The 24693-nt window shown below is 60.1% G+C and carries 20 protein-coding genes and 5 pseudogenes; 12 read left to right on the top strand and 13 right to left on the bottom strand.

Annotated features, from left to right (window positions below):
• The first annotated feature begins 4 nt into the window (after positions 1-4).
• Positions 5-2118: pseudogene (locus OMK73_RS09920) on the top strand (acetate--CoA ligase family protein).
• Positions 2119-2230: 112 nt separating this feature from the next.
• Positions 2231-3031, top strand: coding sequence for an IclR family transcriptional regulator (locus OMK73_RS09915; protein WP_267601855.1), 801 nt, complete (start codon positions 2231-2233; stop codon positions 3029-3031).
• Positions 3032-3039: 8 nt separating this feature from the next.
• On the opposite strand, the gene OMK73_RS09910 is transcribed toward OMK73_RS09915, so the two are convergent.
• From OMK73_RS09910 to OMK73_RS09870, 9 genes and pseudogenes are all read right to left on the bottom strand, one after another.
• Positions 3040-4311, bottom strand: coding sequence for an MFS transporter (locus OMK73_RS09910; RefSeq protein WP_267601854.1), 1272 nt, complete (start codon positions 4309-4311; stop codon positions 3040-3042).
• On the bottom strand, positions 4308-4874 hold the full coding sequence (locus OMK73_RS09905; RefSeq protein ID WP_267601852.1) for an isochorismatase family protein: 567 nt from the start codon (positions 4872-4874) through the stop codon (positions 4308-4310). Before OMK73_RS09905 ends, OMK73_RS09910 begins: the two co-directional genes overlap by 4 nt.
• Before the next feature lie 87 nt (positions 4875-4961).
• On the bottom strand, positions 4962-5420 hold the full coding sequence (locus OMK73_RS09900; protein ID WP_267601851.1) for a MarR family winged helix-turn-helix transcriptional regulator: 459 nt from the start codon (positions 5418-5420) through the stop codon (positions 4962-4964).
• 845 nt (positions 5421-6265) lie between these two features.
• Positions 6266-6856, bottom strand: coding sequence for a hypothetical protein (locus OMK73_RS09895; RefSeq protein WP_267601849.1), 591 nt, complete (start codon positions 6854-6856; stop codon positions 6266-6268).
• A gap of 967 nt (positions 6857-7823) precedes the next feature.
• On the bottom strand, positions 7824-8300 hold the full coding sequence (locus OMK73_RS09890) for a hypothetical protein (protein WP_267601848.1): 477 nt from the start codon (positions 8298-8300) through the stop codon (positions 7824-7826).
• Between the two features lie 41 nt (positions 8301-8341).
• Positions 8342-8839, bottom strand: a complete 498-nt coding sequence (locus tag OMK73_RS09885) for a hypothetical protein (protein WP_267601847.1) — start codon at positions 8837-8839, stop codon at positions 8342-8344.
• Between the two features lie 17 nt (positions 8840-8856).
• Complete coding sequence (tnpC, locus tag OMK73_RS09880; RefSeq protein ID WP_267601846.1) at positions 8857-10260, bottom strand: IS66 family transposase; 1404 nt, start codon at positions 10258-10260, stop codon at positions 8857-8859.
• Between the two features lie 56 nt (positions 10261-10316).
• Positions 10317-12815 (bottom strand): annotated as a pseudogene (locus tag OMK73_RS09875) (Tn3 family transposase); the annotation flags it as partial.
• Positions 12816-12957: 142 nt separating this feature from the next.
• The gene (locus OMK73_RS09870; protein WP_267601845.1) at positions 12958-13206 is read right to left on the bottom strand and encodes a hypothetical protein; all 249 of its coding nucleotides are present in this window, start codon (positions 13204-13206) and stop codon (positions 12958-12960) included.
• Between the two features lie 223 nt (positions 13207-13429).
• Here OMK73_RS09870 and OMK73_RS09865 point away from each other — a divergent pair.
• From OMK73_RS09865 to OMK73_RS09845, 5 genes and pseudogenes are all read left to right on the top strand, one after another.
• A pseudogene (locus OMK73_RS09865) lies at positions 13430-13559 on the top strand (IS5/IS1182 family transposase); the annotation flags it as partial.
• Positions 13560-14101: 542 nt separating this feature from the next.
• Positions 14102-15316: a trypsin-like serine peptidase gene (locus OMK73_RS09860; protein WP_267601844.1), complete on the top strand. Its 1215-nt coding sequence runs from the start codon at positions 14102-14104 to the stop codon at positions 15314-15316.
• On the top strand, positions 15313-16473 hold the full coding sequence (locus OMK73_RS09855) for a hypothetical protein (RefSeq protein ID WP_267601843.1): 1161 nt from the start codon (positions 15313-15315) through the stop codon (positions 16471-16473). The genes OMK73_RS09860 and OMK73_RS09855 overlap by 4 nt, the downstream gene beginning before the upstream one ends.
• A gap of 323 nt (positions 16474-16796) precedes the next feature.
• The gene (locus OMK73_RS09850; protein ID WP_267601842.1) at positions 16797-17786 is read left to right on the top strand and encodes a hypothetical protein; all 990 of its coding nucleotides are present in this window, start codon (positions 16797-16799) and stop codon (positions 17784-17786) included.
• Positions 17787-17969: 183 nt separating this feature from the next.
• Positions 17970-18977: a hypothetical protein gene (locus OMK73_RS09845; protein WP_267601840.1), complete on the top strand. Its 1008-nt coding sequence runs from the start codon at positions 17970-17972 to the stop codon at positions 18975-18977.
• Between the two features lie 90 nt (positions 18978-19067).
• Here OMK73_RS09845 and istB read toward each other — a convergent pair.
• Positions 19068-19848 (bottom strand): annotated as a pseudogene (istB, locus tag OMK73_RS09840) (IS21-like element helper ATPase IstB).
• 155 nt (positions 19849-20003) lie between these two features.
• Between istB and OMK73_RS09835 the strand changes: the two are divergent.
• On the top strand, positions 20004-21335 hold the full coding sequence (locus tag OMK73_RS09835; RefSeq protein WP_267601839.1) for an IS4 family transposase: 1332 nt from the start codon (positions 20004-20006) through the stop codon (positions 21333-21335).
• 157 nt (positions 21336-21492) lie between these two features.
• Here OMK73_RS09835 and OMK73_RS09830 read toward each other — a convergent pair.
• A pseudogene (locus tag OMK73_RS09830) lies at positions 21493-21849 on the bottom strand (IS21 family transposase); the annotation flags it as partial.
• A gap of 116 nt (positions 21850-21965) precedes the next feature.
• On the opposite strand from OMK73_RS09830, the gene OMK73_RS09825 reads away from it, so the two are divergent.
• The 3 genes from OMK73_RS09825 (at position 21966) to OMK73_RS09815 (ending at position 23141) form a co-directional block, all read left to right on the top strand.
• A complete protein-coding gene (locus tag OMK73_RS09825) occupies positions 21966-22172 on the top strand; it encodes a hypothetical protein (RefSeq protein ID WP_267601837.1) in 207 nt (68 codons plus the stop codon).
• 29 nt (positions 22173-22201) lie between these two features.
• Positions 22202-22438, top strand: a complete 237-nt coding sequence (locus OMK73_RS09820) for a hypothetical protein (RefSeq protein WP_267601836.1) — start codon at positions 22202-22204, stop codon at positions 22436-22438.
• 283 nt (positions 22439-22721) lie between these two features.
• Complete coding sequence (locus tag OMK73_RS09815) at positions 22722-23141, top strand: hypothetical protein (protein ID WP_267601835.1); 420 nt, start codon at positions 22722-22724, stop codon at positions 23139-23141.
• Positions 23142-23195: 54 nt separating this feature from the next.
• Here the strand turns inward: OMK73_RS09815 and OMK73_RS09810 are convergent, their stop codons facing one another.
• Positions 23196-23369 (bottom strand): hypothetical protein, encoded by a 174-nt coding sequence (locus OMK73_RS09810; RefSeq protein ID WP_267601834.1) that lies wholly within the window; start codon positions 23367-23369, stop codon positions 23196-23198.
• 204 nt (positions 23370-23573) lie between these two features.
• Complete coding sequence (locus OMK73_RS09805; RefSeq protein WP_267601833.1) at positions 23574-23783, bottom strand: hypothetical protein; 210 nt, start codon at positions 23781-23783, stop codon at positions 23574-23576.
• Between the two features lie 125 nt (positions 23784-23908).
• Here OMK73_RS09805 and OMK73_RS09800 point away from each other — a divergent pair, with 125 nt between their 5' ends.
• A complete protein-coding gene (locus OMK73_RS09800) occupies positions 23909-24679 on the top strand; it encodes a hypothetical protein (protein ID WP_267601832.1) in 771 nt (256 codons plus the stop codon).
• The last annotated feature ends 14 nt before the right edge of the window (positions 24680-24693 follow it).

Genomic DNA, 24693 nt, shown 5'->3' with positions numbered 1-24693 from the left:
CACCATGGACGCAGATAACGCAGAAAACGCACTCTCCGCCATCGCCCGCCTGGTCAAGCCGCGCAGCGTCGCCATCATCGGCGCTTCCGCCGATGCGGCCAAGACCGCCGGGCGCCCGGTCGCCTACCTGAAAAACACGGCTTCGCCGGCGCCATCTACCCGGTCAACCCGAAGGTGGGCGAGATTGACGGCATCCGCTGCTATGCGGATATCGACGCGTTGCCGGAAGTGCCGGATGTGGGCATCGTCCTGCTAGGCGCGCAGCGCGCCCACCTGGCCGTGCGCGAACTGGCCGCGCTCGGCACCGGCGCCGCCATCGTGCTGGCCAGCGGCTACTCGGAGACGGGCGCCGAAGGCGCGCGCCGCCAGGCGGAGCTGATCGAGGCAGCCGGCGCCATGCGCCTGCTCGGCCCCAACACCATCGGCCTGGTCAACCTCACCGACAATATCCCGCTCTCCGCCAGCGGGGCGCTGGAGATGGATCATTTCCCCGTCGGCAACATCGGCGTGGTCTCCCAGAGCGGCGGCATTCTTGGCGCTTTGCTCTCGCGCGCCGCCGCGCGCGGCATCGGGCTTTCCAAGCTGGTTTCCACCAGCAATGAAGTGGACCTCGACCTGGCGGATTTCGTCGACTACCTGGCGGATGATGAGGCCACCCGCGTGATTGCGCTGTATGTGGAAAGCGTGCGCCATCCCGACCGATTCCGTGCCGCCGCGCTGAAAGCGGCCAGGGCAGGCAAGCCGGTGGTCGCGTTCAAGATCGGCCGCTCCGAGGCGGGGGCACGCGCTGCGATATCGCACACGGGCGCGCTGGCCGGCGCGGACCGGATGTACGACGCGCTGTTCCGGCAAGCCGGCGTGATCCGCGCGCAGACCTTCGCGGACCTGCTCGACATGCCCGCCGCGCTCGCCACCGGCAGGGCGCTGCGCGGCAACCGGGTTGCCATCCTGACCTCGACCGGCGGCGCCGGCACGCTGGTTTCGGACAGCCTCGGGTTGTCCGGCTTCGAGACGCCCGCGCCGGATGAAGCCACCGCGCAACGGCTGCGGGCGCTGCAGCAGGGCGATCACGCGGCACTGGATCGCAACCCCATCGATGTCACCCTGGCAGGCCTGCAGCCGGACCTGCTGCGCGGCGCAATCCGGGCGCTGCTGGATAGCCCGAGCTATGACGCCGTTGCCATCATCGTCGGGTCGTCCGGCCTGGCCATGCCAGACCTGATGGCAGGCGCGATCCAGGATTGCCTGCCCACCAGCGACAAGCCGGTGGTGGCCTTCGTCAGCCCGCATGCGCAGCAGGTGGCCAGCCTGCTGACCGCGCGCGGCGTGCCCGCATTCAGCGCGCCCGAGAGCTGTACGGCCGCGCTAAGCGCCATGCTGCGTGCCGGGCAATGGCGCGAGGCGCCTGACGTCCCGGCCCCGGCGGCAGCCCGCATCGCCGGGGAGCTGCCGCGCGGCTCGCTGGATGAGGCAGCGGCAAAGCAGCTCTTCGCGCGCTTTGGCATCCCGTCGGTGCGCGAGCGCATCGTACGCAATGGGCAAGAAGCCAGCGACGCCGCCAAGGCCCTCGGTGCCCGCGTGGTCCTTAAGATCCTCAGCACCGAGATCACGCACAAGAGCGATGTGGGCGGCGTCGCCGTCAACCTGACGCCGCAAGACATATCGGCGCGGTTGTCGGTGATGGCCGACGACGTGCGGACGCATACCGGCGTGCTGCCCCAGCGCTTCCTCGTCCAGGAGATGGTCACCGGCGGCGTGGAGATGATCCTTGGCATGCACCGCGACGCGCTCGGCACCGCGATCCTGCTTGGCATGGGCGGCGTGACCGCGGAGCTGTTCAAGGACACCACCATGCGCATGCTGCCGCCGGCCCGCGGGCTGTCGCACACCGAAGCACTTGGCATGATCCAGGAACTGAAAACCTGGCCGCTGCTGGACGGCTTCCGCGGGCGGCCCAAGGCCGACGTTGCGGCGCTGGCCGATGCCATTGTGGCGTTTTCCAGCATGACGGCAGCGCTGGGCGAGCAGTTGGTGGAGGCAGAGATCAACCCGGTCTTCGTGCTGCCGGCATCGCAAGGCGTGCGGGCGGCAGATGGCGTGGTTGTGATGGCGGGCTGATGGCAGGGAGCCGGGCAGGGGAGTCTGGCATAGTCATGCCAAATGATGCCAGACTCCCCTCCGATGCTTTAATTCCGGCTGCCGGAAATCAGTCCTACCCAGGAGCATGACCTTGGATCCCGAACTAGCGCTGTCGCGGGCGCGTGGCAGGGCGAGCAGCACATCGGCCAATCGCTCGCTCGAGCGCGGCATGGAGATACTCCGGGCGTTTCGCGCGGGCTCGGAAGTGCTGGGCAACGGCGACCTGGCCGAACGCACCGGCCTGCCGCGCTCGACCGTCAGCCGGCTCACGCAAAGCCTGGTCGAGGCCGGCTTCCTCCTGTACGACGCCACGCTGCGCGCTTACCGGCTTGGCCCGCCGGTCCTGAGCCTGGCGCACGCCATGCGCACCGGCTCTGCCGTGCTGCAGGCAGCAGCCCCCTTGATGCGCGAGCTCGCGCAAAGCCAGCACATCAACGTCGGGCTGGCCATGGCCGACCGCGACGAGATGGTCTACCTGGAATCCATCCGCTATAGCCGCAAGGTTTCGCTGCGCAGCGTCGTGACCGGGCAGCGTGTGCCCATGGAGCTGACCTCCCTGGGGCGCGCCTACCTGGCCGCGGCCCCCGAGCAGGAAACCAAGGCCTTGCTGGAAGGCTTCGGCAGGCGCCTGCGCGCTAACTGGCCCGCACTTGCACAAGACATCGAGCAAGCCATCGGGCAGGTGCGCAAGCAAGGCTGGTGCATGGCGAGCTGGCAGCCGGAAGTGGTCGCGCTCTCCACGCCACTGGTGTTCAAGAGCTACGCCATCCACGTGCTGAACGTCAGCACCGCCACGCAGGCAACGCCGGCCAGCGCCGCACGCATTCTCAAGCCACACCTGATGAAGCTTGCCGCGCAGATCCGCAGCGCGATGGGCGACGAGGCCGTGTAACAGGCGGCTCACGCCTTCGGCTTGAGCATGTGTTCGTCCAAGCTCAAGCGCAGGCGCCCGGCGTCGATGCGCAAGCGCAGGCGATGATATTTCGCGAGGTAACGCACGCCGACGATCGCAGCGGCAAAGCCCGCGCCAGCGCCGATGCCAAGCGCCCAGCGTGGCCCGAACGTGTCGGCGACCCAGCCGACGATCGGCGCGCCAAGCGGGGTGCCGCCCAAAGCCAAGGCGAGGAGGATGGCCACCACCCGGCCGCGCATGGCGGGTTCGGTCGATAGCTGCACCAGGCTGTTTGTCGACGTGGTCACGGTCTGTGCCGCCACGCCAACCATGATCAGTGCAAGACCAAACAGGGCGTAGCTGGGCATGATCGCGGCTAGCGCGCAGCCTACCCCGAAAACCGTTGCGCCAGCGAGTAAAAGCGAGAAACGCGGCTTGGCTCGCCTTGCCGCCAGCAAGGCGCCGGTAACCGACCCGATCGCCATGATCGACGTCAGGAAACCGAACTGATCCGCACCGGCATGAAAGACGGTAACCGACATCGTCGAGATGAAAATCGGGAAGTTCAGCCCAAACGTACCGATCAGGAACAGCATGAGCAAGGCAGCCTTCAGGTCGGGGCGCCGCCAGACATAGCGAAAGCCCTCGGCAAAGCTGCCCCGCGTGCGCACCGCCCGGGGCTTCCGATGCAGTTCACCAAGGCGCAGGCGGCTCAACGCCCCCAGCACCGCGACAAAAGACGCCGCATTGATCAGGAATACCCATCCGGTGCCCACCACGCTGATCAGCACGCCGGCCACGGCAGGGCCAATCATCCGCGCTGCGTTGAACGAGGTGAAATTCAGCGCCACGGCATTGGACAGGTCCGAGTCCCCGACCAGCTCGGCGACAAAGGTCTGGCGCGCGGGAGAGTCGAATGCCGTGACGCAGCCGAGCAGGAACGCAAACAGGTACACGTGCCACAACTGGACGTGCCCGGACAAGGTCAGGAGCCCCAGTCCGAGCGCCAGCGTGCCCATGGCGGCCTGGGTGGCAAGCAGGAGCTTGCGCCGGTCGAAATGATCCGCCGCAAAGCCGGTCAAGGGTAACAAGAGCATCTGGGGCCCGAACTGCAGCGCCATGACCACGCCCACGGACGTTGCGTTCTTGTGCGTCAGATGCGTGAGCACCAGCCAGTCCTGCGCGGTGCGCTGCATCCAGGTTCCCACATTGGATACGATGGCCCCGCCGGCCCAGAGCCGGTAGTTGAAGTTGTTCAGCGAACGGAAGGTGCCTCTCACCGGCTACCGCTCTTTTCGAGCAGATCGATGATCTCGCGGGTTGTGCCGGTCTCCCCCAGCCTCGGGAAAATCCGCGCAATGCTGTTCGCGTGCGCATCCAGGCTCATGTCGGTCATGGCATCGACGGCCAGGGCAACGTTGAACCCAAACTCATACGCCTGGCGCGCAGTCGACTCCACGCCGATGCTGGTCGCAACGCCGGCAAGCACCACCTGTGTCACACCCAGCTTTCTCAGTTGCGCCTCAAGATCGGTCTTGGTGAAGGCTCCCCAGGTCCGCTTTGTCACCGTGTGGTCAGCCGGCTGCCGGTTCAACTCGGGCACCAGATCGTCCCATCCGGCAGGAAGATCGCCAAGCCTGCGTCCCTGTTCGGTACGGCCGGGGGCGCCGCCGGCAACATTGACCAGCACAACTGGCAGGCCGTGGCCACGGAACGCGGTGGCAAGGGCCGCAGACTGCTTCACGACCTCATCGACCGGGTGCACGACGGGAAGCGAGACGATTCCCTGCTGCAGATCGATGACAACGAGAGCGGCTTTCGGATCAAGAACGGTGACTGGCATGGTGTTTTCTCTCGGTCGATAGGGACTACGGTCGGGACTACGGCAAGTCCGGAGCGGGGCGCTGGCCGGGGCTTTGAAAGGGCCCCGTCACGAGTCGGCCAGCCGTTTGAGCAGGGCGATGCCGGCCGCAAGCGCCTCTTGCTCCGTCGCCGCCAGCTTTGTCCGGATGGCACGGAGCAGCCAGTCTTCGCGCGCTGCACGGGTCGCCAGGATCATCTCCCTGGCGTCAGCCGTGAGCGACAAGATGGTCTGCCGCCCGTCGACCGGATCCGGCGCACCGCTCACCAGCCGGGCTGCTTCCAGGACAGCGACCGTGGCGCCCATGGACTGCGACCGCACACCCTCGGCCCGCGCCAGGGTTGTCACAGTGGCCGGGCCATCGCGCTCCAGGCGGCCAAGAACGGACATCTGCGACCAGGTGAGATCGCCCGGATGCACCTCTTCACGCAGGCGGCGCCTCAACTGGCCGATCACGATACGAAGATCGGTTGCCAGCGCGGATGCGCCGGCAGCCTGCGGATCATCTTGTTTGTGGTTGGAATGCATCTCCCCAATGTAGTCGATGCGAAGGAAAACTACAAAGGTAACCTTCTTATTTTGTTCAGGTTCATCATGGGGTCATCGTACTTTCCGTGCATTTTCTGGCGGTTCGTGACGGAAAGTTTTGATCTATCAAGGACTTACAATTACACCGATCACGCGAGACTCATTGTGGCGAAAAGCCTTGCTACAGGTGCCTGCGAACCCTGCTACCGCCATTTTTTGTATGAAAAGGACGATTACCCCAAGATGGGCATGGCTTTCTGAGGGGCCCGCCGCCGGGTCAACTCAAGTAGGGATCGGCTCCGCCGCGGAGCCGGTCCACCGGCTGACGGTTGCTCCCGCACGGTGGCAGCTGCGCCCTCTCAGACGAGGCAACGGTATCCGTTTGTTTTTTCGCCTCCGACCGATCCATGTGGTGTATGCAGCATCTATGTGCATCACGCAGCATATGCGATCTTCGTCGTTCCTTGCAGTCGGTGCATTCCAAGGGCACGATTGCCTATTTCGGACCTTCGGAAGGCGTCGCATAAGGCCTTTTTTGCTTGCTTGAGGTATGGCCTCCATCTACTGAGTAGATGTCACTGTTATGCAATGGGATGTCATGCTAATATTTGAGCAAACCAAATCCTCCTGCCGCTTCGGTGCGAGCCAACAGCCTGTAGGAGGTCCGGTTCCGGAAGGAACCGGAAAGGCTTAGCAGCTAGCGGGGTGTCCAGTCTCAAAAGCTAAGCGCCGCCTCGGCACGGGTCGAGGTCCCACCTGGAGTGGGATACCCAAGAGAAGCCCCGCGACCTCTTCCTAAACGCCCCCTCATCGCAGGGGGCGTTTGCTTTTGGCGGGCCGGTGCATCAGCGCTTGTTCTTCCCCTTCTTTTTCGAGTTGCTGCCTGGATCGGGGCGCCAGTAGTCTCGCCCCTCCCAGTAGCACTGCAGAATCTTCTTCAAGCTATACGGCTTCCCGAGTTCAGGCTTGTCGTAGTAGAGCAGATCTTCTGGGAATGCTGTTTCGACGCGAATCTTCATTAGCTTCGGTTCATTGGGGACGTCGTGCTTTCGGATGCGCAAGAAGATATAATAGTTCACCTCTCTTTTTATACCGTCAGCAAGCTCCTCGACCAGTTCGATTTGGACGAAATTGTGGTGGTGCGTAGCTCGCACCGTCGCGTCACCACTGAACAAGCTGGCCATCACGTGAGGCAGATTCTTCGAAAGGTGATATCGACGCCAATCAAAGATCCGTGCCTTCGCACCGTCCATCACCACAAAGCCGGTCGGTACCTCCTCGCCGACGAGCGGCCCCCGCGAGTAGCAGTGGTTGGTATAGGCCAGCTCCACGGTCATTTTCTTGACCTGGTTGCCCCGCAATGGCACGTCGACGGAATATGTGCCGCCAGCTAGGTGGGAAAGGTCGACAAAGGTGCCGGAAATTACGAGCGCCATAACGCAGAGCATTCAAAGAGGCTGACATTATGCCCTGAGTACGCCCCACGTCCCCCGTCCAAGTTCCTCGTCCCGCGGTCACGGCCAGGCGCACGGGGGACCCCGCGGTGGCGCGCTCTCGCGAATGGACATTGGTCGTTTGCCAGCATCCCTGGGGAGAGCGACCGCCATCGTTGCGGGAACAATTCGAAAACGGGTCGCGGCCTCGTAGCCGCAACCGCCGCTGTCACCTTATTCAGAGGATACCTGCAGCGCGATGCCCGGGATGGCGACTTCCCTCATTCCCGGGAACTCGAAAGCAAGATCTGGCGCCTGGCCACCGAGTTGCAGACGAGCCTAGTGGGCCCTTCGGCCCTACTCGCCCCATAGTCTAGCGTGTCGCGGGCGAGAAATTCGCCACGCCAGTCGCGACGTAGGTCAACCTCAGCGAGCGAGAGGCGGCCGAGGCGGCGCGGACCGAGCTGGCCAAGGCGCGATTGCGCCTGGAGCCTATGCCGCGACTGGAGGCGGATCTGGAACGGGTGCGCGCCGAGCAGGAGCGCGACGGACGGCCGGCAAGCGGCTGGGCGAGGAGCTAGATGCCGAGAGCCAGGCGCAGGGCCAATCGCGGCAGGAACTGGCCGACTAGGGCCGGCGCTGGGCCGACGTCACGAGAAAGACGCTGCGTCGGCCGCTCAACGCGCTACCGGCGGACGGCAAGTCGAGCATCAATATGTGGCGCTAGGGCCGTGCGGCCGATGCCGCATAGTGGAAACTGCTCCCGCTGTCGGTCACCTGACCAACGTACTGATCCGGGCAGACGAAGCCGCAGATCTTGTCCGTCTCCCATTCCAGGTCAGACAGCAATGGTGCGACGGCGTTCCTGAAGCCAGTCTCGGGGTTCGTTGCATCCCGAGCGATTTCCCTGCTGCTCCTCATCTGGGTTCTATCCCTGCGCGTAGGTTCTCGATAGTGGCGCAGGGACAAATTAATCGTGCGCTGACGTATCCAACTCCTTGGTCGCCCATTCTACGTCTTCGGCTTTGGCGGACACCCGATAGCTGCCATTCTGAACAAAACGTCCTTTTGGGACTGGGAAACGCGGCGACCAGTGGTCAACCCCTTCCCGATTGTTCTCGGATGCCGCAACCAGGGTCACGTGGTCATTGTCGAAAAAGACCTTGAGAAAGGTCCCGATCGAATATGGTGTTTCCCGCTCGAACAGCCTTTTCCCTCGTTCGATCCGAGGTACCACGTGACCACGTCGAAGGCCCTGAGCACTCCCCGTCTGACGCATGTGCCTCACCGCCTCCAAGGAGATCTCGGACACGTGCCATTGTTTGATCTCGAGCGCCAACTCTTCCAGCGCGCGACGCTTGAAGTGCGTCTTGAACGGAATGTCAAACAGCTTGAGATAGGCTTGGTACAGATCGTTCTTTGTTGCGTAAGCGTCAGCGGAACCCATCCGTAATGGACTTGACGCCTTCCTCTGCTCGTGGATGACGGCTACAGATCGACCACTTTACGCAGGAGCGCGAAGGAGACCCGCCAGTGGCCTTCGTCGGGATTGCACTGTACGGACGCGGTCTTCTGGTTGACACGCACGACGGTGCCGATGCGCTCGTGCAGGTGCTGGTCGGTAAAGGCCACCGTGTCACCAACCATGAAGTCAGCACGCTGTGCACGGGGCGGTGGCGGCGGGTCGTGTGGTGGCGATTGGGCCGCAGCGTTGGCGTCGGCGATGACCGCGGCATAGGGCAAGGCCCAGCGCCGGCGCGTAGCGGTGTCCTCGATCACGGCCTGGGTCTGCCGCAACTCAAGGATACGGCCCTGCCGCACCGGCTGGATGAGATCGTCGGCCACGTAACTGACGGTCATGCCGATATGCAGGTGCCGGCGGCTCTCCAGGATCCGCTTCGGATCGTCGAGCATCCGACCGATGGTCAGATACAAGCGGTACAGGTCGGCGCTCGGGGCGAGGCGCAATGCGTCAAGAATGTCCATGACGCACAGTTTACCGGTTAGCGTGGCAGCGGTAGCAGTTCGTGGACCCGGCTGATGGGGTGGGCTGGCAGGCGCTCCAGGGTATCCTTGAGCCAGCCATAGGGCTCGATACCATTCAGGCGACAGGTACCCAGCAGCGAGTACATCGTCGCGGCGGCACGCCCGCCACGCGGCGAGCCCACGAACATAAAATTCGCTCTGCCAACGGCAATTGGGCGGATGGCGCGCTCGAGGCGATTGTTGTCCGGCTCCAGGATACCGCTTTCGGTGTAGCGCACGAGGGCCTGCCAATGTCGCAGTGCATAGCCGAAGGCCTGCTCCAACGGCTGCTGCTTGGCCAGCAAGCCATGGGCATTGCCTAGCAGCCACTGGTGGAACTGGGCGAGCAGCGGCACGGATTGCGCCTGCCGCACGGCCAGTTTGTGATCCGGTGGCTTGTCCTTGATGCCGGCCTCGATGGCATACAACTGGGCGATCCACGCCAGCGCCTGCGCGGCCAACCCCGGCGCCTTCTGCACCTTGGCGATCTCAAAGAAGCGTCTCCTGCAATGCGCCCAACAACCGACTTCGATGATGCGGCCGGTGCGATAGAGGGCATCGTGACCACTGTAGGCGTCGGCCTGCAGGTACCCCCGATAGTCGCGCAGGAAGGTGAGCGGATGGGTGGCGGCACGGGATTCGGCGAACTCGAACATGACCGCCGGCGGGTGATCGACCCACAGCCCGTTCTCCTGCCGCTGTCCGGCTCCGAGGTAGCCCCACAGGTGCGCCTGCTTGGTGGTGGCGCGCCCGCGTTCGAGCAACGGCAGCGTGGTGTCGTCCAGGTGCAGGCGCGGTGCTTGTAGGATGTGAATGCGCAAGGATGGTAAGAGCGTCTGCAGCAACTCGGCCGACCCCAGCTTCCATTCGCACAGTGTGGCACGCGGCAGATGAATGCCCAGGCGGGCGTAGCCCATCTCCTGCCGGTGGATCGGCAAGTGGTCCACAAAGGTATTGACCTGGATGTTGGCGAGCAGGCCCGCGCTGGCGTTGCTCTTGGGTAACGGCGAGGGCTGCGCGGTGGCGGTCACGATGGTGGACTCACCGTTCTTCATGGCCGCATACTTGAAGCGGATGTGCTCGATGACGGTAAGCTTGGCTGGCTCGTAATGCAGCGTCTCGCTGCGCTCCTCGCCGATGCGCTGCAGTGAATCGAAGGCGGCCTTCTCCGCCGCGGACAGATCGTATTCGATCCGCGTGCGCGGTAGGTCCTTGGAAAGTCCCGGGCGCCCCTTGCGGGTGTGGCCCGCCACCTTGATCTCTGCGGCGGTTGGCGGTGACGGCAGATCGAGCGGCGCGGCAAAGAGTTCGGCCTGACCCGGCAGACGTTCGGAGCTGGCGCCGAAGTGCGCGCGGTTAAGCTGCGCGATCTGGTGCTTCAATATCTCCAGTTGCTCCCACAGCGCGCGGGCGACCCGGTTCTGCTCCAGCGCGAGGGTAGCTGCACGCCGGCGTCATAGATAGGGTCGCCCCGCGCGGCCGAGCCAAATCGCGCTAGGGCCGCCACGGCGCTGGCGTGTCCCGACATCACCGAGGCCGTCAGGTGCACCAAAGGGTCCCATTGCGCCTCGATCGCAGCCAAGTCCACGTTGGCGAGACACACGGAGGCGATCTCATCGGGAACAGCAACGCCGCGAGGTACGAAGAGACGACGCTGCTTGAGCTCTCGCAATCGGGGACACAGGTCGAACCCAAGTAGCCTGGCCAACGCCATTGCGAAATCGGTATTTATATGAGTGTCGACCGCCAATTGTGTGGTCTCGATTCGCTCCTGCCGCACAACGCCCTCGATCGCCGCGCCGGCCTGCCTTTCGTTGAGCACAATCGGCTGGGCGTGAAAGATCCCCCACCGATCTCGGACGTGAGTGTAGATACCTACCGAGGCGGTGTGGCGACGTGGGTCTTGCCGTGCCTGCCAGACGCGCTGGCTTGTCTCCAGGCTCCTCATGTCCGAGGAGGCGAGGTCCGACCGGCCCCAAGTTGCCGCGATCGGATGGCGGTGCATGAACTCCAGAACTGCCTTACAGGCCTGAACCAGTCGCCGCTCATCGCCCGCCCAGCGCATGACGTGACGTATGCTCGTGGCTGACAATTGTGGAATCATCCTGGCACACTCGGCCGCCGTCAGACTCGTGCCATGCGCGAGGATGCCAGCGTAGACCATCAACAGTTCCTGCGCAGACCGGGGCTCGCGGCCGAGCATGATCCAGCTGAAGCGCGTCTGGGCGTCCACTGCCAAGATGACCTCCGGCAACTGAACATCGCCGATGTGGTGGTCAAGGCGGGTCCGCAGCCTTGAGACCTCGGGATCCTCTTCCTGTGCCGCTAGCGGTGCCAGGTGCAACTCGTCATCGACGCGTAGCGTGCCGGCGCGCGTCGCTACCGCGACCGCGGCAATGCCTGTGCGCACGCGCTCAAGCAACGGCCCGAGAAAGTCGGCAGCTTGGGCTGGCAGCGACAGCCGCGTATAGTGGCGCCGAGCTTCAGCCTGCCAACGCTCGGCTGGCAGGAACAAGCGCTCGCGACCTCGGAAGCTCAATGAATGCTCGATCCAGACTGAGCCGTTGCGAACGGCGCGGCGCAAGGCAAACAGGGTGGCGACTTCAAGTGCCCGGAAGGCGCGCTCGCGATCGGCACCGCTGATCGCATCGAGCCAGGCTGGCCCTAGGCAAGGGGCGGTCACGTCATCGGGTAAGCTTCGAACGGCCTTCGCATACAGGTGGCGCAGCTTGCCCAGAGCGTCAATTACCGGGTGTTCGCCGGTGGCTTGCCAGGGCAGCTTGGCGACGGCGACCAGTAACGCGCGTACGGGCCTGATGGCGTCGATCAGCCGCAGCCTGATCGCAGACGACCGGCTCGGTGTGCGCTGAGTGCGCTTGTCGGCCACCAATTGGGCCAGATGCGGGCGCAGCTCGGCATCCGGAATACTCCCATCGCTACTCAAGCTGGCCAGCTCGTCGAGCAGTTGCCGGTATTGTGCGGCCCAGTCGATGGGAGCCTTCACACCCTCCGCGCTCTGCCGCCATAGATCTGCCACCCGGCGCTGAAACATGAGGATCAGTTGGTCAGTGGCAGTGAGCAGGCAATATCGCAGGAAGCAGCCCAGCTCGACGGTGCGTGCCGGCTCCTTAATTCGTGCGCTGAGCGATGGGGACCGCGCCGCCAAGCGACGTGCAAAACGGCGCACCAAAACATCGTTGAGACCGAAACGATGGCGGTCGACGCCAATCTCGACTAGCCACTCGATACGTTCGAGCACTTCGGCGAACTGTCGCGTCGAGTGCTTCGCCGGGACCGCCCACAGCCAGTTCTGGACGTGCTGACCATCCGGTCGTGCTTGTTCCATTGCGGCTAGCCATCTTCGCCATGTCGCGGGAGGTACCGCCGAATGGATCGAGGCGCAGGCACCGGACTCAAGCTCGGTCAATGCCGCTGCGACAAGGCTTCGGATGGCGCGCTCGTGCACGATGATCAGTCGATGCTGATACAGCCACTGGTGCGCATATGACAGCAGTCGGTCCCGATCAGCGCAATGCATCACTTCGTCACGCAGCGCCCGCACAAGGGCTCGACGTTGATGTACCGTTATCCAACGAAACCCGAGCGTCTGGCAGGCCAGCAGTTGATGGTCGGAGAGCGTTCGCCCACGCGCGTAGAGCGCCCGCAAGGACGCCAGATCCGGCGTATTGATACCCAGTTCCGTGCCGAGGTGGCGAAGCAGGACTGGTGGCAGGATACTGAACGCATCCAATAGGCAGCCGCTCATGCGCAAAAAGCCAATGTGCAGCGCCAGGCCCAGCTTCATCGTTGGGCCGCGCCGTCGCCCGATCAATTCGTGCTCGGCGTGGCTGTATGTGAAGAACGTCTGCAATTCGAAACTGCTGAGTTCACGCGGCACCTCGCGCGCGCCCAAAAAGGTGCTCTGCCAGCCTTGCATCTCGTGCGCCTCCCGTGCCTAGGGCCAAACAAGATACGCCAAGCAGAAGCGAACAGCAAACCTCAAAAATCAATAACTTAGGCATGATCCCCTGCGTCGCTGCTGGGCTTGCGAACCGTCGCAAATTGCACCGAAATCAAAGCTACCCCTGAACCGGAAACTTGCCGATCACGCCCGCGCCGAGGCCGAACGCGACGCGCTGCAGACGACGAACCGGGCGCAGGCGGCCGAACTGGCGCAGGCACGCGTGGCGCGGGAGTCGCTCACCGTCGATCTGGCCAAACTCACCGCACAGTTCGACGCGCAGGCGCAACTCCTCGCGGCGGACTATCGGTTGCGTGCCGGTGCGGCGGGGTAAAGCGCCAAATTTTGCACAAAAAGGACGTGGCATGCGGAATTCTGGTGGTTCTCAAGTCCTTGTTTTGAAAGGGAATATCAAAACAAACCGCCAGATTTTGCACGAAAAGTACGATTACCCCGTTCAGGGCGAAACGGGGTGATCGCGAGCGCCGGCGCAGCGGGCCCACACGCGGGCGCCGTGTCTGCCTGTCTATATAGGCCTGCGGCGAAGATTTGTAAATATCCCCTAAGTTTCGGTCCCGGCCATGCCTCATAGCGGCCTGGGCGAAATCCGCTGGGTGGTAGAGCGCTCACATGCTTGGTTCCACGACCTCCGACGTTCGCGACCGACGCGCCGACATGCACGAGGCATTCCTCAAATTGGCCTGTTACCTGATTTGTTGGCGGACCCTTCAGGCCGTATTGGCTTCATCATCATGTGCACTGTATATGCACACAGAGCTGGGACACGTCGTTGGCGATGTGCGCAATGGGGCATATAACTATGAGTCCGGATGGCACATTCATGAAGGGATAGCTACAACTCTCATTACGAACTGGAAAATTTCCGACTCGCCTCTAAACTGGACACACATGCCTTTAAGAACGGCGTCGTACGACTTGCGCTAAAAAATCGGGGGGCAGGCCATGCAGCGACTTCTCCTAGGAATATTGCTGGCGTCCTGTTTTAACGTTGCATTAGGGCAACCAACCAACTCTGGTGGAATTCCGATCGGACAACCTCGCTTGCTCCAAGGCCAAGAAGGTCTCAGCCGCGTTGACGGTTTGACTGTTGATGGGGCTCGCTACAGGGCAACGACGCCAAATTCTGTCGTTCATATCGGAGAAATCCCGCCATATGACCCTGAATCTAAGAAAAGTAAGCTGAAGGGGGTGGGGGAGCTTCACCAGAAGCCGACAGAGTAAAGTCGCAGATGGCAGAAGCAATGACCAAAATGCTCAAGGAGATGGGAAATCCTAACACTATCCATTTCGATACGAAAGTCAGTAATTTCGTAGAAAAGCCGAAAATCACAAAAAATGATGTTTACAAGTTAAACGTCAACAGTGGCGGTCCCGGAGGAGGGGGCGGGTGTCCTACGTGCGCCTCCACTTCTGAAGGCGGTGTCAAAAATTATCAAACGAGCGTCAAGCTAGCTGGCGGCTCTGGTCCGGCGCCGGCCACGCCCGTGGCGAGTTTTGGTGATTTCTGCGATTCGGATGATCTGTTGTGTAATAAATCGGCTAAATCATTTTCTGGAATGATTTTATCTAACAAATCAGAATCTCCATGTGACAAATTAATTGCCAGCCTGGATTCGAACGGGATCTTGGGCACCCTGGATCAGGGGGCGCTTCTTGCCCAGACCGAGGCGGCAGGAAACTCGGTTAGTGATGCACAGACGATAATCAGAAAATACGCCGATGCATGCCTGTCAAGCGATATACCGGCATACGTCAAAGATTTTGTTGGAGTCCTGGTAACGCGAGACGGTGATGTCATCGGAATGGCAACGGTCGTTGATTCGGCCACAATTGTCACGGCTCGTCACGTTGTCTACGGAAACGCAAATTCAAATTCACCTACACCAATAAGAATGGCAAGCGATGTAAGATTTATTCCTGCAAATCGGCCAGATAAAGTTGTAGAAATCGACAAAGATGCTCTCAATGGATTTGATGATCGAATAAATCCAACACAGCTATCGCAAACCAAAGATATCGCTTTCTTAAAGCTAGCAGAGGCCATTGGCAATAGCCCTCGCCCTTATCCGCGGAAGCGAACGCTGGACGGATCCAACTTTGGACTGGTAGTCGCTGGCGTGAACGTCGAGGAAATGAAGGTATCCGGGATCCGACCACTGAAAAATGGAACAGTGGATCCACGCTGGGTTAAGTATCTTAAAACTGATCGGCGAGCCACGCTATGTCAGGCACTGATTACGCGAAGTCCGCGTCCTGGGGAAACTTGCGTGCTTCATGGTTGCAGCAGTTTTCCTGGAGTGAGTGGGGCCGGTGTTTTTGATGAGGCTGCGGCTAAGAGTAGTATTCGGGAGAGTTTGGTAGGTATCCATGTAGGTACACCAAAGCCTAGTTGCAATCGTGGTGTGGATGGCAGTTCGACAGTGAACGTAGCAGTTGCCCCTAAAGAACTAAAATGATTAATAAAAATAAATATCATGGAATTGTTTTGACCGCGATGTTCATTTCTCACATCGGCATGGGTTTCGCCGCAGACGAGAAAACCATAGGTCAGGACGTTGCTCAGCCAATCCTTCCAAAAGCTCAATCACCAGCCCGCTTAGTCACCGCAGATAAGTGTCAAAAGGCCATCGTGCCTGGGCATAACGAATCGCCAGCATTACTTCTTCTTTTCGCCCCATTACTTCAACTGATTGGATCAAAGGCCGCCGGGGCGGTTGCAGGGTATGGCATTGAGAAGACGTCAGATTGGCTAAAGTCTCAGAAGGCAAATTTGACCGCGTCGACTACAGCAACGTTTAGTGCCGGATTTTACGACTCAGACGTGTCAAGATTGGGATTTAAATGTATAGAATTCGTCCGAGGATCATTAAGAGAGCCTTATTTCAACAAAACGATCTACGATGCTAGCGTAAATGAAGTAAAAGAGGCTGGATTCGATAAACCGTATCCGGGATGGACAAAAGAACAACTCGAAGACGATTGGTCGAAATACAAGCTATCCTCGCTACCTGAGTTATATTTAGCTTTTACAATTGATCTAGTAGGAATGCCAATCCCAGGGAAACCTGGGAAGAACGCCGCCACCCAATTCAAAGTGGTTCCGCTTGAGGCGCTATATCTGAAGTCCGGAGCCAAGCGAAATGATGGAAACGGAAAGAAGGTTACTGCTAGAGTAATGATTAGCACGATGGGGGATAGTGGGATGAAGCCCATTTATGACCATCTTTTTGATTTTGGCAAGCTGCAATTCGGAAAGACGACGAATCTAGACATCGACGATGGACCTTTGGCACTATTGCCGGCCCCAACGGCATTCGCTGCCGCTCCCGCTGTTATGCCAAACGACGAAAATGGGAAGAAGAAGCTTGCTGCCGCAACCAAGTCGGCGAGCGGTGGGGAGATGCAAGCTGCCGTATATGGCAACGTGCCAGTTACGGTTACTGTCATCATCAATGAGTTGGAGGACGGAGGCGATTTTGCCGGCGCTATCGCAGCTGCAGCTTTCGACGACGAAGCAAAGAAGAAGGCGACAGACATCACTCAGAAGGCCGTTTCGAATTGGCTAGGCAAGGCGCTGGGAGTATCTGACGCTGCAGCGGCTGAAGGGAAATGAGCTATTGAACTACGGCGCGGCGGTCACCTGAGGCGGGCGGGGAGGCTGGTTCAGCGTGACGGGCCTGCCTCTCTGAGCCGCCAAAGGCCGAGCAGAGCAACCGTCGTTCGCCTACGGCACTGTGTTCACTTGATGGTAGCGAGACAAAACAGTGGCAGACATGAACGGGACCGCCATGAAGGCTCGAGAGCTGATCACCAAGGAGTCTGCGCGAAGTTGACCGCTTCAATCCTGATATTGGCCCCCTTTGCCGCCTTGGCATCGTCCACAGTGACAGTCAAAGCGATGTAGTCGTCATCCTTCTGTGATCTTCGATAAATCAAATGACATCCTGTGGATTGTCCCTGCGAAATATGCTTCTTGGCACAAATGGCGACCATTTTGAAATGGTAAAAATGAGATTTATCTTAATATCGATCGCGATGATGGTAGGCGGCTGTAATACAACAGCAACGGCCGTACCGCCTGGCGGCGAGCCTGTAAGCCAGGTGGTCAATGAGCTGAAGCAGGAGCTTAAATTGTTCGCTGATACACCTCCAAATATTCCACATCAGCAAAATCCCGCTAAAGTAGTCTGCGGCGGGGTCAATGGAGGGGCTGTTGTTAGCGTAGTTCCGACAAATGCGATATTAATTCTTAAAGTCACCGCCACCAATATTTATGACGCTAATCTTAGCGTAAAAATTCCAGCAGGTTCGATCATAACCGTGAATCCTTCCTTTTCTGGTACATATCGAACAAATGGCACTCAGGCCCTTACCTTGGATCTTGATATACAGCATCACAGGAGTGTTGCTGAGTTACAAAGCGACATTGACACAATAGGAAAACGAATCGAATTTTTAAAAAAATCGGAAAAAATATATATTCAGGGCAAACACAAATCTACTATTGATGCCAATTTCTCGGGCGCCATCGCGAGCGCGAACGCGGATCTGGAGAATCGCTACGTCCTGTTACGCCAATCCATAGCTCCAGTTGGTAAAACAGAATATGGACACGCAGATTCCGATCAGCCTCCAGCCGCTCTAAAAGAACATACTCTCGCGGCCACTCTGTGGACTCTTCGTCAAAATCTCTTGAACATTGACCATGCACAACTACCATGCGTTAGGCCAAGTCAATTAAAGACTGAAGTGGATTTCGAAGTTATAAATGGTAAAAAAGGAGGTGTTGGAATTGATGTTAAGATCGTCAGCATCGGTGCTGGTGTGGAAATGAAGCGTGACAGCGTGCAGAACTTGATCATCACATTTGACATGGCGGGCGGTACCAGCACACTTCTCAACACTCCTTTTGAATTCCCTAAGTAGGATTATTCACCAGATAATGGCGTACGGTTTGAATTGGATGCACATTTCATAGAAATTCAGCTGAATTTCCAGCGAAAATGTGAGAATAGCGCGCCTCTGCAATCATCAAAATTAGGTCGCATCGCCTGTGGCGACCACACGAGTAGAGGTAACGTAAATAAAACGAAAAGTATCGGAGGCCCAATGTCCATTTCGCGTCGACAAGTAGTGTTTTCCGCCTTAGCGGTCGTTTTACCAATGTACAGCCGAAAAACTGTTCTTGCTGCCGAGCCAATAACCACGGGGGCGGCCGCGGCGTTCGTCGGCTTGGCTCTATTGCAGGGTGGAATCAGCTATGTTGGCGGTAAGGTGATGTCGAGCGCCCTTGGGGATCCGACGATCTCAGACGTACGAATTTGGATTCAAAACGCTGTCGCTGAACTCGAAGCCTACGTGTCCGCAGAGCTAAAAATAAGGTTGGATGCCTTGGTCATGGAACAGATGCGAGCTAGTCTGCAAGGAGTTACTACAATCCTCTATGAATACGCTAGTCTAAAACCAAAAAAACAAGAACAGAATAAGCTCTTATTACAAAATTCAGATATAGAGATTTCTCGACTTATTCCGCTATCGCTGAATTACGATCAAGCGCTATTTATCACAACAACTGCGATGGCGTATAAATTGTTTTCTATTTATGCATTGTATAAACTTGATAAGGACCCGGGTCACATAAAGAGTGCTCGTCCAATGATGGACGATTTTGTGAAGCAAGCAAGCGCCAGCAGAGATAGAGTCGGCCTCTCAATGTCGCCAAAGTCTCATTTTTCCATAAACTGTACGATCGTCGGTGAAACTAAGTATACCTGTATCGCGACGCAGGACGGAAACGCTATTGTGCCGTCACATACGGCGCCTGCCCAGATCTGTCGGAATGGAATCTGTAGGGATTCGTTTGACGTAATGCGAGAGAGTATCACCAAGGAAATCGCCCAGCGGACTGAGCCTATGCAAAGACAGACGGATGAATTTCTAAAATTGGCTAACAGCTCAATCCGACTGGCGGTTGATTGTTACGACAAGATGTGCCGCCAAGTAGGAGATAAGTACTCGCCTCCTAACAGCGCTTTGCCATTGTTGAAGATTGAGCAGGCAATCATTCCTGATATATTGGTCATGCCTGGTGCCGTCGTGCTGCGCCCAGAACCATGACAAGCCATGGCAACGCGCAGTGGATAGCGTCAAGCAGGATGTCCGGTTTACCGACAAACATCTTGGCGGTCGGCCGAGGTGATTGTCGCGTCAAGTGGTCATGGCTGTCGCTCCATTCGGGTTGTCAGTGGGTAATTGACGGCGACGCTCCTTCTGTTTGTCGCTGGCTTTGCGACGCCGATAGCTCTCAACATGCAGCTCGAAGATCGTCGAGTGATGGACGAGCCAGTCAATGGCGGCCACCGTCATGCCGGGGTCCGGGAAGACGTCATTCCAGCCGGAGAACGGCTGATTGGCCGTGATCAGAAGACTTCGCCGCTCATACCTCTCAGCGATCAACCCGAACAGCACGCTGGTTTCGGCCTGATCTTTCCTCAGACACGACAGATCGTCCAGGATGATCAGGGTCGAATCGGTCGAGTTTGGCGAGGGCCGAAGGCAGTTGCAGACTCTGACGAGCGACCTGGAGCTTCTGCACGATTTCACCGGTGCGCGTGAACAGCACGCGATATCCAGCGTCGATCAGGGCGTGTCCGATGGCACTTCCAAGCTGACTTTTGCCCCCGCCAGGCGGCCCGAACAGCAGAATCGTGGCACCTTTCTCTAGCCACGAATCGCCAGTGGCCAGCGCCATCACATGCGCCTTCGAGACCATGGGGACAACGCCGAAGTCGAAGGTGGCAAGCGTCTTGGTCGGATCCAGGCGTGACTCGGTGCGATGACGCTCGATGCTTCGTTGGGCCCGCTCGGCAAGTTCATGCTCGAGTAGTGCACCGAGCAGCCGGCACGCCTGCCAGCCCTCCTTGTCCGAGCGCTCAGCGAAGTCCGGCCACATGCGGCCGATCTTTGGCAGGCGCAATTCGTTGAGCATCAGTGCGAGACGACCAGCATCGTAAGTGGCATCTCCTTATACAAAAGTCCAGCGTCCTGACCGGGCGCAGTGCGACCAGAATTTGATGGGACTTGGGCGGGAGGGGTTGTAAACTCGTGCGGATTCGCGTTTACTCCTGGCTTTTTTGAGCGCGAATGAACAACGAGTCGGGGGCATGGGTGGACGAAGAATTTGAGGCGCTGGATCTTGGCGATCCAAGGCGGGACCGACGGGCGAAGGGGCTGCTGAAGCGACTGGCTGCGAGGCCGACTGCGAGCATTCCTGGCGCATGCGAAGACTGGGCAGAGACCATCGCTGCCTATCGATTTCTCGGCAACGAGGAAGTCGAGTGGACAGACATGATGCAGCCGCATTGGGAGCGCACGGCAGGGCGGGCGCGGCAATTCCCGGTGGTGCTGTGCATTGCAGACACAACCGAGTTGAATTTTAACGGCCAGGAGATCGATGGGCTCGGGCCCTTGAGCTACGAAGCGCAGAGGGGGATGTATCTGCATCCGACCTACGCTGTGACGCCGGATCGGGAACCACTCGGTGTGATCGACGCCTGGATGTGGGCCCGGGAGCCGCTGGATGCAAACGGGCAGCGGGTTGGTATTACAGAGAGCGTACGGTGGACTGAAAGCTACGAACGCGTTGCAGAACAGGCCGCGATGTTGCCTGAGACTCGCCTGGTCTACGTGGCGGATCGGGAAGGCGATATCGCTGCGATGATGGAGCGTGCTAATGAGCTCGGCAATCCTGCAGACTGGCTGATACGTTCCCAACACAACCGCAGCCTTGGTGAGGCAGGCAAGCTGTGGGACACGGTAGACGCCAGCGAAGCTCTGGGAGAGATCGGCTTCATCCTGCCGGGGCGCGCAGGCCAAAAGGCGCGCGAGGTCAAGCAGGAGTTACGTGCGCAACGCGTGAAGCTGCCGGGTAAGACGGGGCCAGCCGTCACCTGCATAGTGGCCCAGGAGATCGGCGCTCCGGCAGGCGTTACCCCTGTCGTGTGGCGACTGCTGACCAACCGGGAGGCTCAAGATACAGATGCCGTCGTCGAGCTGATCGATTGGTATCGAGCCCGGTGGGAGATTGAGATGTTCTTCAATGTCCTGAAGAACGGGTGCAAGGTGGAAGCTTTACAGTTATCCCACATGGACCGCGTGGAACGGGCCCTGGTGTTTTACATGGTGGTGGCGTGGCGCATTGCCCGACTGATGCGTTTGGGCAGAACCTGCCCTGACCTGGACGCGTCGCTATTCTTTGATGCCGATGAGATACGAGGCGCGTATCTACTCGCGAAGAAGGCGCGCCCAAAGACGCCCGTCACGCTCAATCAAATGATCCGCTTGATCGCGTCACTGGGTGGTTTCCTGGGCCGCAAGTGTGATGGCGAGCCCGGCGCCAAAACGATCTGGATCGGCATGCAGCGAACCATGGATGCTGCGTTCATGATCCTGGCGCTACGGGCTGAGGACTCATGACTTCTGTATAAGGAGATGCGTAAGTGGGGGCGTTCATGCAAGCACCTCCTCGTCGAGCAACGTGTCATAAGGCGCGGCGGATGGCATCTCGACTACCACCAAAGGACACTCGGCCCGGCGCGGCGCCAGCTCATCAAACAGCGCCTTCAGATCAGGCAGTTTGCCACCTGGGGCTGGAATGCGCCATTGCGCGCTCGCATGCCGCCTCGAGCCTCGTGTCGCCGACCTTGCTACGCAGCCGCACGATGCCCTGCGCTCCCCGCAGGTTGACGAGTACCTGGTCGTTGAACAGCGCCAGAATCAGCGCAAGGCAGGACGGGCCGATCTCTTTGGCCTGGGACAGACACCACTGCGGATCGTGCTCCAGCCAGGCCTGCGCCGCTGGCGGCTGATGATCGCGAACCGTCGAACGCGTACCGGCTTTGCGCAGCCGCGGATGGGTAGCAACGAGTTCGTGCTGATGGAACAGTTGTACGACCGTATCGGTCGCCTTCAGCCACAGTGTCTTGCCAACCGGCTCTGCTGCATGGGTTCCTCGCGAAATCTTCGTCCGCCTGTCCGGGGCGCCGGCCGACTCTCGTGCGTTACCTTTGGGAGCCATGTGGCGAGATAGCGAACGAGAACTGCCTGATGGGCTACCGCGGCTCGATCTACGTCGATACACTGTTCGTTCCCGATGATCCCGCATATCAGAAGTTCGAGTGCCACCTCGAAAACAAAGACGGCAGCCTGAGATTGCCGGGCATGAAATTTTGGGCGCTAAAACTTGATGTCGCGATGGAGAACGGACATCATGACGAGCCTGGGTTTTGGGACAAATGGGCGGAAAATTCTTGACGGGATCAGATCAACACCAAGGAGGGGGCATGGATAGCACTGATTGGTCGGAAGAACTGAAGGCACTAACGCGCGAGACGCTCACGGCATTGCCGATTCCGCTGGGGTCGGAGGTTGCACTCAAACACAGGGATGGGGGCTTTGCTACGATTGGCATCACGGATCTCGTGCACCAGAAGTACACGGTGACGGATCGGACTGACGGGCAAATGCATAGCTACCCGAGTCTCGAAAGCTTGATTGAGGGTGGGTGGGTGATCGACTGAGACTCATTTAGCCAGCGAGCCCGTCTTGGGCCGACCACAATCGCTGTTAGAGTTTTCCTCGCTATTCGCGCCGCGTGAGCACGGAGGCATCTCGAACAGGATCGTTTGCCGCGCTTACTCACGGTGATTCAGCAGTTGCCCATGACCCCGTTGCCGCGAGAGCAGCTGAAACGACAGGCCACTGGACGGATGCTGAACGGGAGCGGGCCGCTGGTTCGCCCAGGACGTATTCATCTGGAGCGGTGTTCCACAACGGCCGTTTCCCGATGACACCACCGAACTGGTGTTCCGATCCGCGCTCACGGGGCAGGAGCTTGATGGCGCACTGATGAACAGCGGCCGGACCAAGGTGGCCGCGTTCGCCACGGCGCATCTAGAAGATGATCGCCAACTAGTTATCTGGGACAGCCGCGTCGCGCACTCGCTGATCCGCCGCATAGACGCATTGCTGGTGGCAAGCGGCCACGAGGCAATCCCGCCGAACCTGGCCGATATCGGTCGCGTGGCCGGGCGCGGCGGCACCCGGAACGCGACCGCCTACGCGCTGCGCTGGCCCCACGGCTACCAGAGTTGGCCCAGCGTTTCGCGGGCAACGCACCGGCACGGAATATCCGCGATGAACTTAACCGCACGCGCCCCGTCCGGGGACATAAAATGGACGGCCCGCATGGTGGAGATGGTCCTGTTCATGGATGGCTATTGATAGTGACGGTATTGAACATGAGTCGGCCTGCGAGCCAATCGCGGGCCGGCGCGATCATCGGTGCCCGTCCCACGGCAGGTCCGTGCCGTCCTCCAGCGCCGGCGCGAAGCGCACGCCCGCCCACCTGGGATGGCTGCGGTCGAACGGTGTGGCACCCAGCGGAGGCCGCGCGGTGTTGTAGACAAAATGGTGCACGTCGGCGGCCTTGAGGCTGTCGCGCATTGCCATGAAGCGTGCCGTGCCCAGTGCCGACGCGTGTTCGAAGAACTCACGCCCTTCCCATTCGCACTCCGGCGTCCAGATGCGCCATGTGTACTTTTAGAACGCGGGGGATTGGGGTGCATACGCTGGCTGAAATAGTGGCCTTGCGGCGGCATCCAGGCAAAAGTGCAGGCGAATCCGGCATGGGATGGCATCCACGTGGCGCAATCCTTAGCGCCCGGCCGCGACGGCGACCAGCGCGGCGAGCTGATTGCCGCTGCCGACCAGCCGGGCGTGGGCGTCGCGCGTGACGTCGTGCTGCGGCTCGTAGCGTCCAACCAGGTGCAGGTGGCTGTCGCGCGCGGTCTGCGCTCCCCTGGCGTCCGTATCGATATAGCCAATGACGTGGGCGTGGGCGTCTCTCAGAGCTTGCCGGCTCATCGTATTCTCCCTTCTAGTGGTGGTTCGGAACAGGATGAATATTGATGGCGCATCTGCGCATCGAATGCGCAGATGCGTTGCGACACTTCACTCCTCAGCAGACTCAGCAGCCAGGAGGGCAAGCCATGCAAGTCATCACGATTCCCGCTTCTACGCTCGCGACCATCGCCGCCAGCCCGCAGCCCAACCCGCAGCGCGTGCTGCTGCGGCGCTGGGGCTTCTCCGAGCAGGAGGTCGCAGGTCTGTTGTTGGACCTGCCTACATTGGAAGGCAGGCTCGAATGGACCATGGACGAGCGGGCGAGGCCGCGGCCCGATCTAGTCATCCATCTGGTCGACGCGGCGCGCCTGAGCGGTGTGTTCGGCGGCGCGCGCTGGAATGCGATGGGGCCGGTGGATGCCATGCGGCGGGCGCATCGGCGCGGCACCAGCGAGATCGCTGTGGTGCTCGGGTCGACGCAGCATCTGCCGGCCGATCGCCTGGGGTGTTGGGTGTTAGCGGGCGAGCGCAGCCTGGCGGCAGCGCTGGGCATCGTGGCGCGCACAGCAATCGAGCCGTTGTTCGCGGCGAATGCGGGCAAGCGGTCGGGCTTCCATGAACTGGCTGCCCTGAATGCACTGTGCATCCTGACCCGGGAGCAGGAGCCGGATCGCGAGGCACTGTCCAGGCGCGTCTTGTCCGTGCTGTGGGCGGCGGTCAACCGCTCCTACGCTGCGCCCGCCCGGCTACTGGTCGCCGCGCAGACGCATGTGATGGACCACGTGGATTCCTTCAATCCGCACCTACTCCAGCGCATCCGCGCGTTTCGCAGGAATTCCAGCTCGCTCGACCTGACCGCCGACATCACCATCGCCTATCCTTGGCCGGCCACGGACGTGCCCGCCCTCGTCCTGTAAGGGCCGGCACGGCT

The sequence above is a fragment of the Cupriavidus sp. D39 genome (assembly GCF_026627925.1).
In the GTDB taxonomy this organism is placed as follows: domain Bacteria; phylum Pseudomonadota; class Gammaproteobacteria; order Burkholderiales; family Burkholderiaceae; genus Cupriavidus; species Cupriavidus ulmosensis.
This window is presented reverse-complemented; position numbering and strand designations above follow the sequence as displayed.